The following is a 15402-nucleotide window of genomic DNA, read 5'->3' on the forward strand; positions in this document are numbered from 1 at the left end:
ATCCGTGGTGCGGCAAGCGAGAGCCCTGTGGCTCTTCGCCTCGATCGCGCTCCTGTGTGCCGTCGCTGCTCTCTCCATCCTCGTCGGCTCCCGCTCGCTGACGGGATCCGCAATCGGCGCGGCGCTCTTCGCCTTCGATCCCCGCAATGATTCGCATCTCGTGATCTGGAACCTGCGCATCCCGCGACTTGTCATTGCTGTGCTCGCCGGCGCAGCTCTGGGCGCATCCGGCGCCGTCATGCAAGCAATCACCCGTAATCCACTCGCCGAACCGGGCCTGCTCGGCGTCAATGCCGGAGCGGCGGCGGCGGTCATCCTCGGCGTTGCCCTTGGTGGCATCAGCAGCATCCAGCATTATGTCTGGCTCGCCTTTCTCGGTGCAGGTCTCGCAGGGATCGCGGTCTTCGGACTCGCCGCGCAGGGCGGGCGCGGCCCCGATCCGCTGCGGCTGATCCTCGCCGGAGCAGCCCTGTCGATAATCCTCGCATCCCTCACCGGCATTGTGCTCCTCAACGCCCCATCTTCCGTTCTCGACGCCTTCCGCAACTGGGCCGCCGGCTCCGTCGACGGCCGCGATCTTCAGGTTGGTGCGATCCTTGCCGTTTCCGTCACCTGCGGCGTGCTGATCTGTGCCACGATCGCCAGCAATCTGAACGCCGTTGCGCTCGGAGACGAAGTTGGTCGCGCGTTGGGCGTGGATCTGCGTCGCACGCTGATGCTCGCCTGCCTAGCCGTCATGCTTCTTGCCGGCTCCGCCACGGCGGCAGCAGGCCCAATTGGCTTCGTCGGACTGATGGCACCCCATCTCGCGCGGTCCATCGCCGGACCCGACCAGCGATGGGTCCTTTCTTTCTCCGCCGTGCTTGCCGCCCTGCTGCTCCTGGTGGCAGACATCATTGGCCGTGTGATCGTAGCCCCATCCGAGGTCGCGGCGGGCATCGTCACCGCCCTGATCGGCGGACCATTTTTTCTTTTCCTCGTCCGAAGAACGCGGATCGGCCGATCATGACGCATGTCGTCATCCGCCCGCTCGGCATGGCAAGCTTTCGCCTGCACCGACGCAGTCTGTGGGTCGGGCTCCTCCTCCTTGTCTCGATCATTCTCCTCGCGGTACTGCTTCTGCAGACGGGAACCATGGCGCTCTCCGTCAGTGAAATATGGACCAGCCTGATTGCACCTGGGTCGCATCCGGCGGCGGACCGCATCATCATTCGCATCCGCCTTCCGCGCCTGCTGACAGCCGTGCTGGTCGGTGGATCCCTGGGCGTAAGTGGTACCATCTTCCAGTCGCTCTCCCGCAATCCGCTGGGCTCACCGGACGTCATCGGCTTCACCACCGGGGCAGCGACCGGGGCAATCGTGCAGATCATCCTGTTCAATGCAGGACCTCTACAGACATCCCTCGCGGCCATCGTCTCCGGCATGGTGACCGCGGGCCTCGTCTTTGTGTTGGCGCGGAAATCCGGAACCACGGGCAGCTATCGCCTCATTCTCGCCGGCCTCGGACTGGGAGCGGTTTTGTCCGGCGTGAACACGGTCCTGCTGGTGATGGGAAACCTCGACCGGACGGCGTCCGCCCAGCTCTGGCTTGCCGGTTCCCTCACCGGTCGCAGCTGGTCGCATGTCTTACCCGCGCTCATCGGCTTTGCCGTTTTGCTGCCGGCTGTCGTCTGGCATGCGCGGGCACTCGAGGTGATGGAAACAGGCGACGACATGGCGCGACAGCTGGGTATCTCCACCGAAAGCCGGCGCCTCGGCGCTATCCTCACTGCCGTTGCGCTTGCGGCCTTGGCGACAGCCGCCGCCGGACCGATCGCCTTCATCGCTCTCGCCGCTCCGCAACTGGCCCGCAGATTGACGAAGGCTCCGAACCTCCCCATCATCACCGCCGCTTTGACCGGGGCGCTTCTGCTGCTGGCCGCAGACTACCTTGGCCAGCATCTGCCGTTCGACATCAACATGCCGATCGGTCTGACGACCGGCCTTCTCGGCGGCATCTATCTGCTTTGGATCGTGGTCAGACGATAGCAGGGGGGCGTCAGTGACGTCCGGTCACCCTTGAAAAGACCCGTAAACTCAGCGGGCCATCACGCTCCAGCCTACATCCCACGGGTGTGCTTTGATTTAGCCAGACCGAATTTGGATGTTGATGACATCGGTTGCCGGCCTGTCTCATATTTTGGGGTCGTGTCCCATGACGTGGTGTAGCTTAGACGACCACGGCTCATCCCAGAGGGGCGGATGAGTTTCAGCTTGCGGCTGGCAGGCTGATGAGCGGATCGTCGCTCATCGTTGCGATTGTCTCAAGTGTCATGTAGCGGGATCGCTGGACAGCCCATTCATCGTTCTGTTCGAGCAGCAGCGCGCCGACCAGGCGTACGATGGCTTCATCGTTGGGAAAGATGCCGACGACCTCTGTCCGCGCTTGATCTCGCCGTTCAATCGCTCAATCGGGTTGGTAACCGGTATAAGACCTTCGGTGCTGACGTCCTGCTGCAGTTTTGAGAATTGCGGCGTATGCTGCGAGCATCCGGGACAGAGGCACCGGGAGCACGAAGGTGCGGGCAGGTCGATACATTCGATGAGCTGTGAGCTCGTGTTAGTAGCTGGCCGCCTCTGCGACTCGCCCGGTTGCGCCGAGCGCGCGAATCCGTAGTTGTCGTGTCGCCCGCAGCTCCCTTGTTCAAACGACAGAAGACGCTTATGCGACGGGCTATCGGAATTGATATCCACCGAACGTTTGTAGCCGCCCGGTTGCTACCGTGGGGAATATGTCTTCGAGTCGGACTCGAAAAGCCTTCAACGATATCCATACCTTGCCAGCCGTCGGGCGATCAGGCGAATGTGGGCGATCATGATCCAGGCCTCTGATGAGGCGATGGACTTTTCGACGTCCTTGGCCAATCGGCGGCATCTGCCGAGCCAGGCGAAGGTGCGCTCGACGACCCAGCGGCGCGGCAGAACCTCAAAGCCTTTCGCCTTGTCCGAGCGCTTGATGATTTCAATCGTCCAGCGCCCGATCTTCTCGAGCCGCCGCTTCAGCTTGTCGCCGGCGTAACCACCATCGGCGAAGACGTGCAGCAGCCATGGCCACCTGTAGCGAATGGATTTCAAGAGATCGGGAGCACCATCGCGATCCTGGACATCAGCGCTGTGCACCATGAGGCCGACCATCAGACCAAGTGTATCAACGATGATATGACGCTTGCGGCCTTTGGTTTTCTTTCCCGCGTCATAGCCCCGGATACCACCGCTTTCCGTGGTTTTGACGCTCTGGCTGTCGATGACACCGGCCGTCGGTGAGGCCTCTCTGCCCTCCAGTTCGCGGGCCTCCATTACCAGACGATGGTTGATGCGTGACCACAGCCCCAATGCCCGCCATTCATAGAAATAGCGCTGGACGGTCGAGCAGGGCGGAAAATCCTTCGGCAGCATTCGCCACTGGCAACCGGTCGTGGCGATGTAAAGCAGCGCATTCACCACCTCTCGCAAGTCGGTCGTACGAGGACGCCCCAGGCGGCGCGGCATTGGTAGGAACGGTTGAACCAGCCCCCATTCCCGATCCGTCATATCGCTTGCGTAGCGTGCCGTTCGCCGGGCATATTGCAGGCGGGTGATTTTCGTCCAGGCCATTGTGGATCGTGTCCCGCCGCGTGGTGTAGCTTCGGCGGTCGCCGTGCCTTCCGGACAGAGCCGGGAATGGATCAGCTTGCGGCTGGCAGGCTGATGAGCGGATCATCGCTCATCGTGGCGATTGTCTCAAGTGTCATGTAGCGGGAGCGCTGGACTGCCCACTCGTCATTCTGTTCGAGCAGCAAGGCACCGACCAGCCTGACGATGGCGTCGTCGTTAGGGAAGATGCCGACGACCTCGGTGCGTCGCTTGATCTCGCCGTTGAGACGCTCGATCGGGTTTGTTGAATGAAGCTTTGCCCAGTGCTGCTTGGGAAAGGTCATGTAGGCGAGGACATCCTGTTCGGCACTATCCATCAGCATGGCGAGTTTCGGCACCTTCGGCCTGATCTGGTCAGCGACATTGGGCCATTGAGTGCTCGCCGCCTCTGGTGTGTCCTGGGCAAACGCCGTGGCAATGAAGGCGGAGACGACACGCCGTCCGCTCTTTCCGGCATGGGCCAAAGCATTGCGCATGAAATGGACCCTGCAGCGCTGCCAGGTGGCGGAGAGCACCTTCGACACGGCTGCCTTGATGCCCTCATGCGCATCGGAGACGACGAGCTTGACGCCGCGCAGGCCTCGCCTGGTCAGCTTTCGAAGAAACTCCGTCCAGATTGCTTCGGCCTCTGATGTCCCGATTTCCATGCCAAGCACCTCGCGTCGGCCATCGGTGTTCACGCCGACGGCGATGATGACGGCAACAGACACGATGCGCCCGCCGCGACGAACCTTGAGGTAGGTCGCGTCGATCCAGAGATAGGGCCATTCGCCCTCAATGGGTCAGTCGAGGAAGGCCTTCACCTTGTGGTCAATCTCCTCACAGAGCCGTGACACCTGGCTCTTGGAGATGCCACTCATGCCCATCGCCTTGACCAGGTCATCGACAGAGCGAGTCGAAACACCCTGGATATAGGCTTCCTGGATCACGGCCGTGAGGGCTTTCTCCGCCATGCGGCGCGGCTCCAGGAAGCTCGGGAAATAACTGCCTGTGCGCAGCTTCGGAATGCGCAGCTCCACGGTGCCCGCTCGTATCTCCCAGTCACGATCGCGATAGCCGTTGCGCTGGGCCAGTCGAAAGCCATTCTTCTCGCCATAGCCCGCGCCGGTCTTCGTCCCGACCTCCAGCGCCATCAGCTTCTCGGCAGCAAAGCCGATCATCTCGCGCAGCAAATCCGCGTCAGCGCTCTTCTCAACGAGTGAGCGCAGGTTCATCATGTCGTCGGTCATCGGTGGTGTCCCTCAGGTTGGCTCTAAGCAACCCGACCCTACCGGAAATCACTGGTGACCACCGCTACGCCGCCCGCTCCCTACAGCACATTGGAGGGAGCGCTCGCGAGCGGCTTCGCTATCACCCAGCTACACCACGCCCAGGGACACGATCCCATTGTGAACTCCATCGAATCTCGCAAATCCGAAGGAATCATGACCTGTTGAAATCACCCACCTCTTTTTGAGGCAGCCTCTTAGGGGAATAGCTCGTCATCCGCCCTCCGATTTTGACATGATCGGGGCTGAAGTTGCGGATGAGGCTTATCCATTCAAACTTCGTCTGACCCCATCGTCGAAGCGCTCATGGTACGGAATGAACTTAATTGGCCCGGCCCCGATCGCTAGGGGCGGCGCCGTCATTCTGAAGTACCAGGCGCGTTATGGATCTGTCGAAAATCAAAGCACTCATCGACTTTGTCGGGCAATCGAACGTGTCCGAGCTGGCGGTCACCGAAAAGGACGTGACGGTCCGCATTTTTCGCAACCACAAGTCCAGTCATGCTTACGCGAGCGCTGCGGTGGTTGCGATCACATCTGAGAGTGCCACCGCTGAAACCCAGGCTGCTGCTGCGCCGGTCAAGGCACCTGTCTTTGGCGTGTTGCACCGAGCCCCGGCCCCGGGCGAACCACCATTCGTCAAGCTGGGCGACGCTGTTGAGGAGGGGCAGACCCTCTTCGTTATCGAAGCGATGAAGGTCTTCAACACGATTTCAGCGCCATGCTCGGGGCGCATCGTTCATCTCACAGACATTGATGGCGGTGAGGTGGAGACGGGCAACCTGCTGGCGGAGATTGCGTGATGTCGTCCCGACCTGACAAGAGGCCGATGTTTGACACTGTCCTGATCGCAAACCGTGGCGAGATCGCAACACGCATACAGCGCGCCTGCCACGATCTCGGGCTCAAAACGGTGGCAGTCTGTTCCGAAGCGGATCGTGACGCGTCCTACGGCAAATCTGCGGACGTGTTTCTCTGCATCGGCCCGTCCAGCGCGTCCAAAAGCTATCTGAACAAGGATGCCATTCTTCTCGCAGCCCGTTTGACCGGAGCAGGGGCCATCCATCCAGGCTATGGCTTTCTTTCGGAAAATGCGGCCTTTGCCGAGGCTATCGAGGCTGCGGGACTGGTTTTCATCGGGGCCAATGCCGCCTCGATTGCTACGATGGGCGACAAGATCGCGGCGAAACGGGTAATGCTCGCGGCTGGTGTGCCCTGCGTCCCCGGCCCGAACACGGCGCTGCCGGAGGACCAGAGCCTGGTCGAACAGATTGCGCTCGACATTGGTTACCCTGTGATCATCAAGGCAACTGGCGGCGGCGGCGGTCGCGGTATGCGGGTGGTGACGGAACCGGCCCGCTTGCCGGATGCGCTTGCGCTGACGCGGGAAGAGGCGCGCCAGGCCTTTGGTTCGCCGGCGCTCTACATGGAGAAGTTTCTCCAGCATCCGCGTCATATCGAAATCCAGGTCCTTTGCGACGCCCATGGCAACGCCGTGTGGCTTGGGCATCGCGATTGCTCCATGCAGCGGCGTCACCAGAAGGTTGTCGAGGAAGCCCCGGCTCCCGGGATTGCTCCGGAGATCATTGGTCCCGTCGGCGAGGCATGTGTCGAAGCCTGCCGGCAGATCGGCTATTGCGGGGTCGGAACCTTCGAGTTTCTTTACGAGAACGGGGCGTTCTACTTCATCGAGATGAACACGAGGCTGCAGGTCGAGCATCCGGTCACCGAGCTGACAGCCGGGATCGACATCGTTCAGCAGCAGATCAAGGCGGCGCAGGGCATTCCGTTGGAATTGACCCAGCAGCAGGTGACATGCGGCGGCCATTCGTTCGAGTGCCGCATCAATGCCGAGGACCCCGAAACATTCATGTCGTCTGCAGGTGTGATCACCGGGCTCCAACTGCCGGAAGGGGAGGGCATCCGTGTCGATACCCACATCCATGCCGGCTACAAGGTCTCTCCCTACTACGACTCGCTGATTGCCAAGGTGATCGTCCATGCCCAAACGCGTGTCGAAGCACTGGCCAGAATGCGCCAGGCGCTTGCTGACACGCGCGTGGATGGGATTTCCACCAACATCTCGTTCCTGCGTGCACTGCTCGAGGATGCGGCTTTTGCGAAAGGCGAGACGGACATCCATTATCTGGAGCAATGGCTGAAACAGAGGGCCACGCCATGAGCGCGATCGACTTCAGCGATCCGAAAACGATTGCCTTTCTGACCGAAGCGCTGACGGCTGCCGGTGTAGATGGATTGGAAATATCCAGCGCCTCCGGGAACCTGCGCATTGTCGTCTCCGGTGGTGAAAGCCACGTTTCGCATGGGGTCAAAGCGTCATCCAAACCTGCTGTGATCAAAGCACCGATGGCGGGCATTTTTCAGCCCCGGAATTCCGCTTCAGCAGACCTTCCACATGCCGTCGCCGCCGCCGATGTTCTGGGCTTTCTGCGGGTCGGTGATGTTCTTGTTCCTCTGCAAGCAGGGCATTCCGGTGTGCTGAACAGACGGCTGATAGAACCGGGCACGCTGGTCGGGTTCGGTGATGCCCTGTTCGAGATCGAGGCCCAGTCATGATAGCCACAGTGCACACACACATGCAGCCATTGACCGTCATTCCCGTCGTCAAGGACCATGCTCGTATCTCCGCAATCGGCAGCCGATCCTTTCTGCTGGAGGCGCCCGGTGAGTTCGACCTGCCCGCCCAGCGTCGCATCTGGGCCCTGTCCCAGACACTGAAGGGCTGGACCGATCTGGCGGAAATCATTCCCGGCATGACCAACCTTCTCGCCATTTTCAAAAAGACGCCTGATGATCCGGCTGAGGTCATCGATCGGCTGTCTAAGGCCTGGCACGGTGCTTTGAGCATCGATCTTGCCGGGAAAACCATCGAGATCCCCGTTCATTACGGTGGACAATACGCGACCGATCTGCCGGCATTGTGTGACCTGTCGGGGCTTAGCGATCGCGAGGTGATCCGCATCCATCACGAGGCGACCTACAGAGTGTTCGCGCTCGGCAGTGCGCCAGGCTTTGGCTATCTCCACGGTCTTGATCCCCGCATCTACATGCCCCGCAAGACCGTGCCGTCGCTGAAGATGGCGAAGGGCTGTGTGACAATTGGCGGGATGCAGACCGGCGTTGCCATGCTCACCGGACCCAATGGCTGGAATTCCATCGGCTTTGCCGATCTGCAGATGTTTGACCCGCAATCTCCGACGCCGGCCATGATGGCGCCGGGCGACATTGTCCGGTTCCTGCCCGCGAGGATCGAGCTATGATTGAAATCCTTGAAACCGGCCCCTTCAACACCGTGCAGGACCTCGGACGTCCGGGTTATCGCGATATCGGTGTTTCGGCCAGCGGCGCCATGGACTCGCTCGCGGTGAGGATCGGTAACAGTCTTGTCGGCAATGACGAGGGCGCGGCGGTGCTGGAGATCCAGACATTTCCGTTCCGTCTGCACTTCACTGACCGGACCGTGTTTGCCGTTACCGGCACGGATGGCAATCCGGTCTTGGACGGCATCGAGCTGCCTGCATGGTGCGCCTTTACTGCCGAGGCTGGCCAGATTCTTGAGCTGAGGCAGCCACCAAAGCTCGCGCGTGCTTACGTCTGCGTGGCTGGAGGCGTGGACGTGCCGTCGGTCATGGGCTCGCGCAGCACCTCCTTGCGCGGCGGCTTTGGCGGATATGCAGGCCGGCCTCTGGAAAAGGGCGACCAGATAACCGTGGGGGCTGCCTCCACCAACATTCCGCTGCCTGCCTCGGGTCTGGCGGTGGTGGAGCCGTCAATAGCGCTGCAGGATGTCGTCCCGGCATCCCCGGATGGAACTTTGCTGATCCGTGCCCTGCCGGCGGGTGAGCACGGCCTCTTCGCGGATGATGGCAAGGCGTTCTGGGATCAGACCTGGCGCATTTCCTCTCGCAGCGACCGCACGGGCTACCGCCTGTCCGGCGACGCCATTGTGCCGACGCAAACCGTTGAGATGCGATCGCATGGCGTGGTGCCGGGCGTGATCCAGGTTCCGCCCGGTGGCGAACCCATCGTGCAGATGAGCGACGCAAATACGGCCGGTGGTTATCCCAAGATTGCCGGTGTCATCGAATGCGATCTGTGGCGGCTCGGCCAGGCCCGGATCGGCAGCCGCGTGCAGTTCGTCCGTTCGAGCCACGCGGAAGCACGGGCAGTGGAAAAAGCCGTCGAACGCTACATCGCAGATTTGAGGCAGACCATACCGATGGTCAAGCGCGCTCTGAAGGCAATGGCTTGAGCATGTTGGCTATCGGCATCGAGAGGAGCGCAGGATGAAGATCGATCTGAATTCCGACATGGGTGAAGGATTTGGTCCGTACCGGCTATGCGACGACGAGGCGATGATGCAGATCGTTTCCTCCGCCAACATCGCCTGCGGTTTTCATGGCGGCGACCCCGATACGATGGCGCGGATGGTGCGGCTCGCGAAGGTGAACGGCGTCGGTATCGGTGCGCATCCGGGTCTGCCGGATCGCATCGGTTTCGGGCGTCGCGAAATGCCGTTTCAGCCGGATGAACTGCGCCAGCAGATGCTTTACCAGCTCGGTGCCCTGATCGCGATCGCCAGAGCCGAGGGTATGAAGGTGGGCCATTTCAGCTTCCACGCGGCCATGGGAACCATGGTCGAGCGTGATCCGGCCGTTGCAGACCTGATGATGCAGGCGATTGTCGCGGTGGACCCGGGACTGGCTGTTTTCGTCACCGCAGGCAGTGAAATTGAGAAGGCCGCAAAGCGGGCCGGCTTGAAGACGCTGGCCTTGTTCCTCGCTGACCGCGCCTATGACGCGCGCGGCAAACTGGTTGCGCGTGGTCTGCCCGGCGCGCTGGTGAAGGACGAGGCATCGGTACGCGCCCGCGTGCGTCGCTTCCTCGTGGATGGAACCGTCGAGGCGATCGATGGAACGGTCATTCCGATGCAGGCGCGTTCCATTCTCATCCATAGCGACACGCCCGGTTCACTGGAGCTTGCCCGCATCGTCCGCAGCGAAATCGAGGCGGCCGGCGCCACTCTTGCTCCCGCGGCGGAACTCGCCAGCTGACATGCCTGATCGCCCAGTGGGCGTTCCTCCAATTCAATCCACCATCGAAAGACCAGACTGATGTCCGTCACAGCCGACCGCCTGAAGAATGTCTCCATCTCCGCCTCCGCAGCCATGACCCAGCGCGCCCGAGAGCTGGCAGCCAAGGGTATCAAGGTCGTCAGCCTCTCCTCCGGCGAGCCAGATTTTCCGACGCCGGCCCACGCGATCGAGGCGGCCTATTCCGCTGCCCTGAACGGTGACACCAAATATCCGCCCATGGACGGCACGGCAGCGCTGAAGGCCGCCATTGGCAGGAAGTTCAAGCGCGATAACAACCTCGAATACGATGCAAGCCAGATTATCGTCTCGGCCGGCGGCAAGCAGGTGATCTTCAATGCGATGCTGGCAACCTGCAATCCCGGCGATGAAGTCGTGATCCCCACACCCTCCTGGGTCAGCTATGCCGATATCGTCAAGTTCGCCGGCGGCGTCCCGGTCGCTGTCCCCTGCTTTGAGCAGGCCGGCTTCAAGCTGCGCGCGGAAGACCTGGAAGCCGCCATCACGCCGCGCACCAAATGGCTGTTTCTGAACTTCCCGAACAATCCAACCGGCGCCGCCTGCTCGCGGGCCGAGATGGCGGCGATCGCTGACGTGATGCTGCGCCATCCTGACGTGTTGATCCTGACCGATGATATCTACGAGCATCTGGTCTACGACGATTTCGAATTCTGCACGATCGCCGAGGTCGAACCCCGCCTCTATGATCGCGTGCTGACGATGAATGGTGTCTCGAAGGCCTATGCGATGACCGGCTGGCGGCTGGGCTTCTGTGCCAGCGGTTCGAAGGAACTGATGGCCGCGATCAGCAATGTCAACGGCCAGAACAGCGGCGGAATCTCTACCCTGACCCAGGCGGCAGCGATTGCAGCACTCGACGGTCCCCAGGGCCTGCTCAAGGAACGTGCGGCGATCTACAAAGCACGCCGAGATTTTGTCATCGACAAGCTGTCCCAGGTGGAAGGACTTCGTTGCCACAAACCCGAAGGTGCCTTCTACGTCTATCCGAACATGTCGGGCCTGATTGGAAAGACCAGCAAGGGCGGCCGCAAGATCGCGACGGACGTCGATTTCGTCATGGCGCTGGTCGATGAACACCACGTCGCCACTGTGCAGGGCGCTGCCTACGGCATGAGCCCGTTCTTCCGCATTTCCTACGCAACCAGCATGGAGATGCTGGAGGAGGGCTGCGCCCGCATTGCCCAGTTCTGTGCGGACATGCGTTAAATCTTCAGCCCTTCGGTCAGCTCGACCAGGATGTCCCTGACCGCAAGTGCCGGCTCCGACAACGGGTTTTGGTCGGAAACACACAAAGACAGCGTCTCCTCGATCCGCGGGGAGACGATCCGGCAGATCAGCGGCTCGCTGGTTTCCGTCATGATACGGTCGGCAATCGCCTTTGGCATGATCGTCGCGCCAAGACCTGCGGCCACCGCGCGCGCCAATGTGCGAACGATCTCCACTTCCGCGACCACTTTCATGCTGTTGCGTGTGCGGGTAAAGGCAGTGTCCACCGCACGACGGACGAAGTTGTAGGCGGGCGGCAGCAGCAGAGGCATGCTGTCCAGCGCCGCCAGCGGCACCGGCTTGCCGTCATCTTCGAGCCCGAAATCGCGGTGCGCGACCAGATAGAAGTCTTCTCGCAGGATCGGATCGAAGCGCACGCCCTTGATCGGCCCCGTGCCGTGGATCAGTGCCATTTCCAATCGGCCGTTCATGATCATCTGGCTATAGGTCTGGCCGACGCTCTCGGTCAGGTGCAGCAGGATTCCGGGGTGACGCCGGCGGGTCTCCGCGAGAAGGTCGACAGAAAGTGTGGCCGCGCTGCTGAAAGGCACCAGGCCGACGGAAACGCGCCCGGCCAGGGAATTGCCGGCTGCCGATGCATCGGCCTGCGCCTGGTCCATCTGCCGCAGGATGATCTGGGCATGGCGATAAACCGCATGGCCCGCATCCGTCATGCTGACACCCTGCTGGCTGCGTATCAAAAGCTTCTGACCAAAATGGTCTTCCAGAGCGGACAGCTGCTGGCTCAGCGCCGGCTGGGCGATGTGCAGCAGATCAGCAGCACGCGTAATGCTCCCGCTGTCGACGATCACGATGAAGGATTTGAGGCGCCTGATGTCCATTTGATCGGGATGCTTTTGTTCTCTCTCGGCGCATGTTTACAGAGGTGGACGCCCTTTGCAAACGCCGGGCTTGCGGTTGCCGGCGCGGAAAGGGGAGCTCCATACAACTTGCTTATTGCTCCAGAGATAATCGGTCTTAGGCAAGGAATTAAAGCGCCGCTAATGTCTGCGGCAACAAAAAAAGGGGACTTTAATGCCATTCTCCGATTACAAGACAGCCTTGGTGACGGGAGCATCCTCCGGCATCGGCGCTGCCATCGTCGAGCGCTTCCGTCGCGAGAATATCGAAGTTCACGCCATTGCCCGAAGCGGCGATGCACTCAAGGCTCTTGCCGAACGGACCGGGTGCATCGCGCACGTCATCGATGTAACGGATCGGGCCGCAATCGCTGACCTCGCATCCAGGGTTCCGTTCGACATCCTCGTCAACAATGCCGGGGTGGATCGGCCCAAGAAATTCCTGGACGCCGATGAAGGTGACATTGACCTGCTTGTCGACGTCAACTTGCGCGCGGTTCTTCACATCTGCCGGCTGATCGTTCCGGGAATGGTTGCCCGCGACCGCGGTCATGTCATCAACATCTCTTCGATTGCCGGCAATTACAATTTCGGTGGCAATTCGACCTATCATGCCGTCAAGGCGGGCGTGGCCATGCTGTCGAACCAGTTGCGGCTGGATGCCTTCGGCAAGCGTGTCCGCGTCACGGAAGTCTGCCCGGGTCGCGTGGCGACAGATATCTTCAACCACGTGCATGGCAATGACCCGAGCATTCGCGAACGCTTCATCGACGGTTTCGAACTCCCTGAGGCCGCCGACATTGCAGACGCGATCGCTTTTGCCATTGCTGCGCCTGTGGCCGTCAATATCGGTCACATGGAGATCACGCCGACACTCCAGGTGATGGGTGGGCTTCAGACGGCACGGCCCCAGCCGCGTCAGGCCGACGAACCCGGGGAGCCGAAGCGGTGAGTGGATTCGACCTTTCGGCCATTCTCAAGGATCCGGCCTCTGTCGCCATGCTGCTGCATGGCGTCGAGATGACTTTCGTCATCTTTGCCGGGTCGTGGCTTTTGGCGATGGTCCTCGCGCTCACGCTTCTGTCCATCCGCTTTTCGCCGTTTCGCTTCGGCGAGTACGTTGTCGCCGCATACGTGTCCTATCATCGCAACGTGCCGACACTGGTTCAGCTGATGCTCTGGTATTTCGGCATTTTCACTTTGATGCCGAACGGATTGACCTCCTGGCTTTCCGCCCACAACGCCGAAACGATCTTCGCCATCATCGGTCTCGGGCTTTGCCAGGCGGCCTATTTCAGCGAAGACCTGCGCTCCGGGCTGCGCTCCGTTAGTCCCGGGCAGATGGAAGCGGCCAAGGCTCTCGGTCACGGCTATCTGTCGGCGATGCGCTTCGTCATCTTGCCGCAGGGTGTTCGCAATGCGCTGCCGCCGCTCATCAATCACAGCGTATCGCTCTTCAAGAACAGCAGCCTGGCCATCATCATCGGCGCACCGGAACTGACTCACGCGGTCAAGGAAATTGAAAACCTTAGCTTCCGGACCTTCGAGATCTATCTGATCGGCACGGTGCTCTATCTGTTCTTTTCTCTGCTGATCATGGGTGCCGGTGCCTATCTGTCATTGCGTGCAGACCCGGTTCGGAGGGCGCGCGCATGATCACGGACATCATCACCATCATCAAGGATTACTGGCTGCTGCTGTTGATAGGCCAATATCCGAACGGTCCACTGGGCGGACTGGCCAATACGCTGATCCTCTCGGCGCTCAGTATCGCACTTGCCTTTCCAATCAGCATCCTGTTTGCCCTAGCGCGCCTGTCGAAATGGCGTGCGTTGCGGTGGCCCGTCACGGCGCTCGTCTACATCACGCGCGGCGTGCCGCTGCTGATGCTGGTTCTGTGGAGCTATTTCCTGGTTCCGCTTTTGACCGGGGCGGATGTGCCGAGCTTTGTCACGATGCTGACGACGCTGGTCTTCTACCAGGGAGCATTTCTCAGCGAGGTCGTTCGCGGCGGCATTGTCGCCCTCGGTCATGGGCAGATGGAAGCAGCCAAGGCGCTGGGACACAGCTATCTGGGCGCGATGCGGTTCATCATACTGCCGCAAGCACTCTACAACATGATCCCGAGCATCATCTCGACCTTCGTGTCCACGATTAAAGACACGACGATCGGCTATGTCATCAATGTGCCGGACCTCACCTTCGCGGCCAGCCAGGTCAACAACCAGCTTCTGACACAGCCCTTCCAGGTCTTCCTGATCCTGGCGATCGTCTACTACGCCATCTGCTGGAGCCTGACCAAGGTGGCCAATGCCATTGAGCAACGGATTACCCGCCGGCGCGCCGGACCATCCCGTACGGTCGTTGCACCTCTGGCGCCATCCAAAATCCTATCGGAGCAGCCATGACCATGTCCGCATCCACTCCGCAACAGGCCCCGGCGATCCGCCTGTCCAACGTCCACAAGAGCTATGGCGATCATCCGGTTCTGAAAAACATCAATGCCTCTGTCGCGCGCGGCGAGGTGGTGGTGATCTGCGGCCCGTCCGGTTCGGGCAAGTCGACATTGATCCGCACCATCAACCGTCTGGAAGAGATCAACAGTGGTTCGATCGTCTTCGACGGTCAGGATATTCACGCGACGATGCCGGCGAAGAAACTCAATCTTTTGCGCAGCAGCATCGGCTTCGTTTTCCAGAACTTCAACCTCTTCCCGCATCTGTCGGTGGTCGAGAACGTGTCGATGTCGCCGATCCGCGTGAAGGGCGTTGCACCGGATGTGGCCTATGACAAGGCGCTGAAACTGCTTGATCGCGTGGGCCTGGCGGAAAAGGCAAACGCCTATCCCGGACAGCTCTCCGGCGGACAGCAGCAGCGTGTGGCCATCGCCCGCGCGCTCGCCATGGAGCCGCCGGTCATGCTGTTCGATGAGCCGACCAGCGCGCTGGATCCCGAAATGGTCGGGGAGGTCCTGTCGGTGATGAAAAGCCTCGCGGCTGAAGGCATGACCATGTTGTGCGTCACGCATGAAATGGGGTTTGCCCGCGACGTTGCCGACCGCATCTGGTTCATCAATGCGGGCGAAATCCTTGAGACGGCTCCGCCGGAAGAGTTCTTCAAGACCCCCCGCCATCCCCGTGCGCAGCGGTTCCTCGCTGATCTGCGCCACTGATATCCAAAACCAAAAAACAAAGGAGAGCA

The 15402-nt window shown here is 60.9% G+C and carries 15 protein-coding genes and 2 pseudogenes; 13 read left to right on the forward strand and 4 right to left on the reverse strand.

Annotated features, from left to right (window positions below):
* Positions 1-7 precede the first annotated feature (7 nt).
* Positions 8-1009 carry a FecCD family ABC transporter permease gene (locus tag KLP42_RS23790; protein ID WP_353844923.1) on the forward strand — a complete coding sequence of 334 codons (1002 nt, stop codon included), beginning with the start codon at positions 8-10 and terminating at the stop codon, positions 1007-1009.
* Complete coding sequence (locus tag KLP42_RS23795; RefSeq protein ID WP_215570255.1) at positions 1006-2028, forward strand: FecCD family ABC transporter permease; 1023 nt, start codon at positions 1006-1008, stop codon at positions 2026-2028. The genes KLP42_RS23790 and KLP42_RS23795 overlap by 4 nt, the downstream gene beginning before the upstream one ends.
* A 220-nt stretch (positions 2029-2248) precedes the next feature.
* Here the strand turns inward: KLP42_RS23795 and KLP42_RS23800 are convergent.
* The 3 genes and pseudogenes from KLP42_RS23800 to KLP42_RS23810 form a co-directional block, all read right to left on the reverse strand.
* A pseudogene (locus tag KLP42_RS23800) lies at positions 2249-2460 on the reverse strand (transposase); the annotation flags it as partial.
* A gap of 339 nt (positions 2461-2799) precedes the next feature.
* Positions 2800-3633, reverse strand: a complete 834-nt coding sequence (locus KLP42_RS23805; RefSeq protein ID WP_215570257.1) for an IS5 family transposase — start codon at positions 3631-3633, stop codon at positions 2800-2802.
* 71 nt (positions 3634-3704) lie between these two features.
* Positions 3705-4901, reverse strand: a pseudogene (locus KLP42_RS23810) (IS256 family transposase).
* Between the two features lie 422 nt (positions 4902-5323).
* Here KLP42_RS23810 and KLP42_RS23815 point away from each other — a divergent pair.
* The 7 genes from KLP42_RS23815 to KLP42_RS23845 are packed head-to-tail and all read left to right on the forward strand — an operon-like array spanning position 5324 to position 11281.
* Complete coding sequence (locus KLP42_RS23815; RefSeq protein ID WP_215570259.1) at positions 5324-5743, forward strand: acetyl-CoA carboxylase biotin carboxyl carrier protein; 420 nt, start codon at positions 5324-5326, stop codon at positions 5741-5743.
* The gene (gene accC / locus KLP42_RS23820) at positions 5743-7122 is read left to right on the forward strand and encodes an acetyl-CoA carboxylase biotin carboxylase subunit (RefSeq protein WP_215570345.1); all 1380 of its coding nucleotides are present in this window, start codon (positions 5743-5745) and stop codon (positions 7120-7122) included. Before KLP42_RS23815 ends, accC begins: the two co-directional genes overlap by 1 nt.
* The gene (locus KLP42_RS23825) at positions 7119-7517 is read left to right on the forward strand and encodes a biotin/lipoyl attachment domain-containing protein (protein ID WP_215570266.1); all 399 of its coding nucleotides are present in this window, start codon (positions 7119-7121) and stop codon (positions 7515-7517) included. Before accC ends, KLP42_RS23825 begins: the two co-directional genes overlap by 4 nt.
* Positions 7514-8221 carry a 5-oxoprolinase subunit PxpB gene (gene pxpB / locus KLP42_RS23830; RefSeq protein WP_215570268.1) on the forward strand — a complete coding sequence of 236 codons (708 nt, stop codon included), beginning with the start codon at positions 7514-7516 and terminating at the stop codon, positions 8219-8221. The genes KLP42_RS23825 and pxpB overlap by 4 nt, the downstream gene beginning before the upstream one ends.
* Positions 8218-9213, forward strand: a complete 996-nt coding sequence (locus KLP42_RS23835) for a 5-oxoprolinase subunit C family protein (RefSeq protein ID WP_215570270.1) — start codon at positions 8218-8220, stop codon at positions 9211-9213. Before pxpB ends, KLP42_RS23835 begins: the two co-directional genes overlap by 4 nt.
* A 34-nt stretch (positions 9214-9247) precedes the next feature.
* Positions 9248-10015 carry a 5-oxoprolinase subunit PxpA gene (locus KLP42_RS23840; RefSeq protein WP_215570272.1) on the forward strand — a complete coding sequence of 256 codons (768 nt, stop codon included), beginning with the start codon at positions 9248-9250 and terminating at the stop codon, positions 10013-10015.
* 60 nt (positions 10016-10075) lie between these two features.
* Positions 10076-11281, forward strand: coding sequence for a pyridoxal phosphate-dependent aminotransferase (locus tag KLP42_RS23845; RefSeq protein ID WP_215570274.1), 1206 nt, complete (start codon positions 10076-10078; stop codon positions 11279-11281).
* Here the strand turns inward: KLP42_RS23845 and nac are convergent.
* Positions 11278-12183 carry a nitrogen assimilation transcriptional regulator NAC gene (gene nac / locus KLP42_RS23850; RefSeq protein WP_215570276.1) on the reverse strand — a complete coding sequence of 302 codons (906 nt, stop codon included), beginning with the start codon at positions 12181-12183 and terminating at the stop codon, positions 11278-11280. The two genes, KLP42_RS23845 and nac, sit on opposite strands and share 4 nt — an antisense overlap.
* 193 nt (positions 12184-12376) lie before the next feature.
* On the opposite strand from nac, the gene KLP42_RS23855 reads away from it, so the two are divergent.
* Genes KLP42_RS23855 through KLP42_RS23870 form a run of 4 tightly spaced genes read left to right on the forward strand, consistent with a single transcriptional unit; the run spans position 12377 to position 15373 of the window.
* A complete protein-coding gene (locus KLP42_RS23855) occupies positions 12377-13153 on the forward strand; it encodes an SDR family oxidoreductase (protein WP_215570278.1) in 777 nt (258 codons plus the stop codon).
* On the forward strand, positions 13150-13857 hold the full coding sequence (locus KLP42_RS23860) for an amino acid ABC transporter permease (RefSeq protein ID WP_215570280.1): 708 nt from the start codon (positions 13150-13152) through the stop codon (positions 13855-13857). The genes KLP42_RS23855 and KLP42_RS23860 overlap by 4 nt, the downstream gene beginning before the upstream one ends.
* Entirely contained in the window at positions 13854-14609 is a 756-nt protein-coding gene (locus KLP42_RS23865) for an amino acid ABC transporter permease (RefSeq protein WP_215570282.1), read from the forward strand. Before KLP42_RS23860 ends, KLP42_RS23865 begins: the two co-directional genes overlap by 4 nt.
* Positions 14606-15373, forward strand: coding sequence for an amino acid ABC transporter ATP-binding protein (locus KLP42_RS23870; protein WP_215570284.1), 768 nt, complete (start codon positions 14606-14608; stop codon positions 15371-15373). Before KLP42_RS23865 ends, KLP42_RS23870 begins: the two co-directional genes overlap by 4 nt.
* Positions 15374-15402: the final 29 nt, after the last annotated feature.

This window comes from Rhizobium sp. CSW-27 (genome assembly GCF_018760785.1).
Lineage (GTDB): Bacteria > Pseudomonadota > Alphaproteobacteria > Rhizobiales > Rhizobiaceae > Neorhizobium.

Coding starts and splice junctions, on each gene's coding strand:
- KLP42_RS23795 (WP_215570255.1), top strand. CDS start 1,006: ATGACGCATGTCGTCATCCGCCCGCTCGGCATGGCAAGCTTTCGCCTG.
- KLP42_RS23805 (WP_215570257.1), bottom strand. CDS start 3,633: ATGGCCTGGACGAAAATCACCCGCCTGCAATATGCCCGGCGAACGGCA.
- KLP42_RS23815 (WP_215570259.1), top strand. CDS start 5,324: ATGGATCTGTCGAAAATCAAAGCACTCATCGACTTTGTCGGGCAATCG.
- accC (WP_215570345.1), top strand. CDS start 5,743: ATGTCGTCCCGACCTGACAAGAGGCCGATGTTTGACACTGTCCTGATC.
- KLP42_RS23825 (WP_215570266.1), top strand. CDS start 7,119: ATGAGCGCGATCGACTTCAGCGATCCGAAAACGATTGCCTTTCTGACC.
- pxpB (WP_215570268.1), top strand. CDS start 7,514: ATGATAGCCACAGTGCACACACACATGCAGCCATTGACCGTCATTCCC.
- KLP42_RS23835 (WP_215570270.1), top strand. CDS start 8,218: ATGATTGAAATCCTTGAAACCGGCCCCTTCAACACCGTGCAGGACCTC.
- KLP42_RS23840 (WP_215570272.1), top strand. CDS start 9,248: ATGAAGATCGATCTGAATTCCGACATGGGTGAAGGATTTGGTCCGTAC.
- KLP42_RS23845 (WP_215570274.1), top strand. CDS start 10,076: ATGTCCGTCACAGCCGACCGCCTGAAGAATGTCTCCATCTCCGCCTCC.
- nac (WP_215570276.1), bottom strand. CDS start 12,183: ATGGACATCAGGCGCCTCAAATCCTTCATCGTGATCGTCGACAGCGGG.
- KLP42_RS23855 (WP_215570278.1), top strand. CDS start 12,377: ATGCCATTCTCCGATTACAAGACAGCCTTGGTGACGGGAGCATCCTCC.
- KLP42_RS23865 (WP_215570282.1), top strand. CDS start 13,854: ATGATCACGGACATCATCACCATCATCAAGGATTACTGGCTGCTGCTG.
- KLP42_RS23870 (WP_215570284.1), top strand. CDS start 14,606: ATGACCATGTCCGCATCCACTCCGCAACAGGCCCCGGCGATCCGCCTG.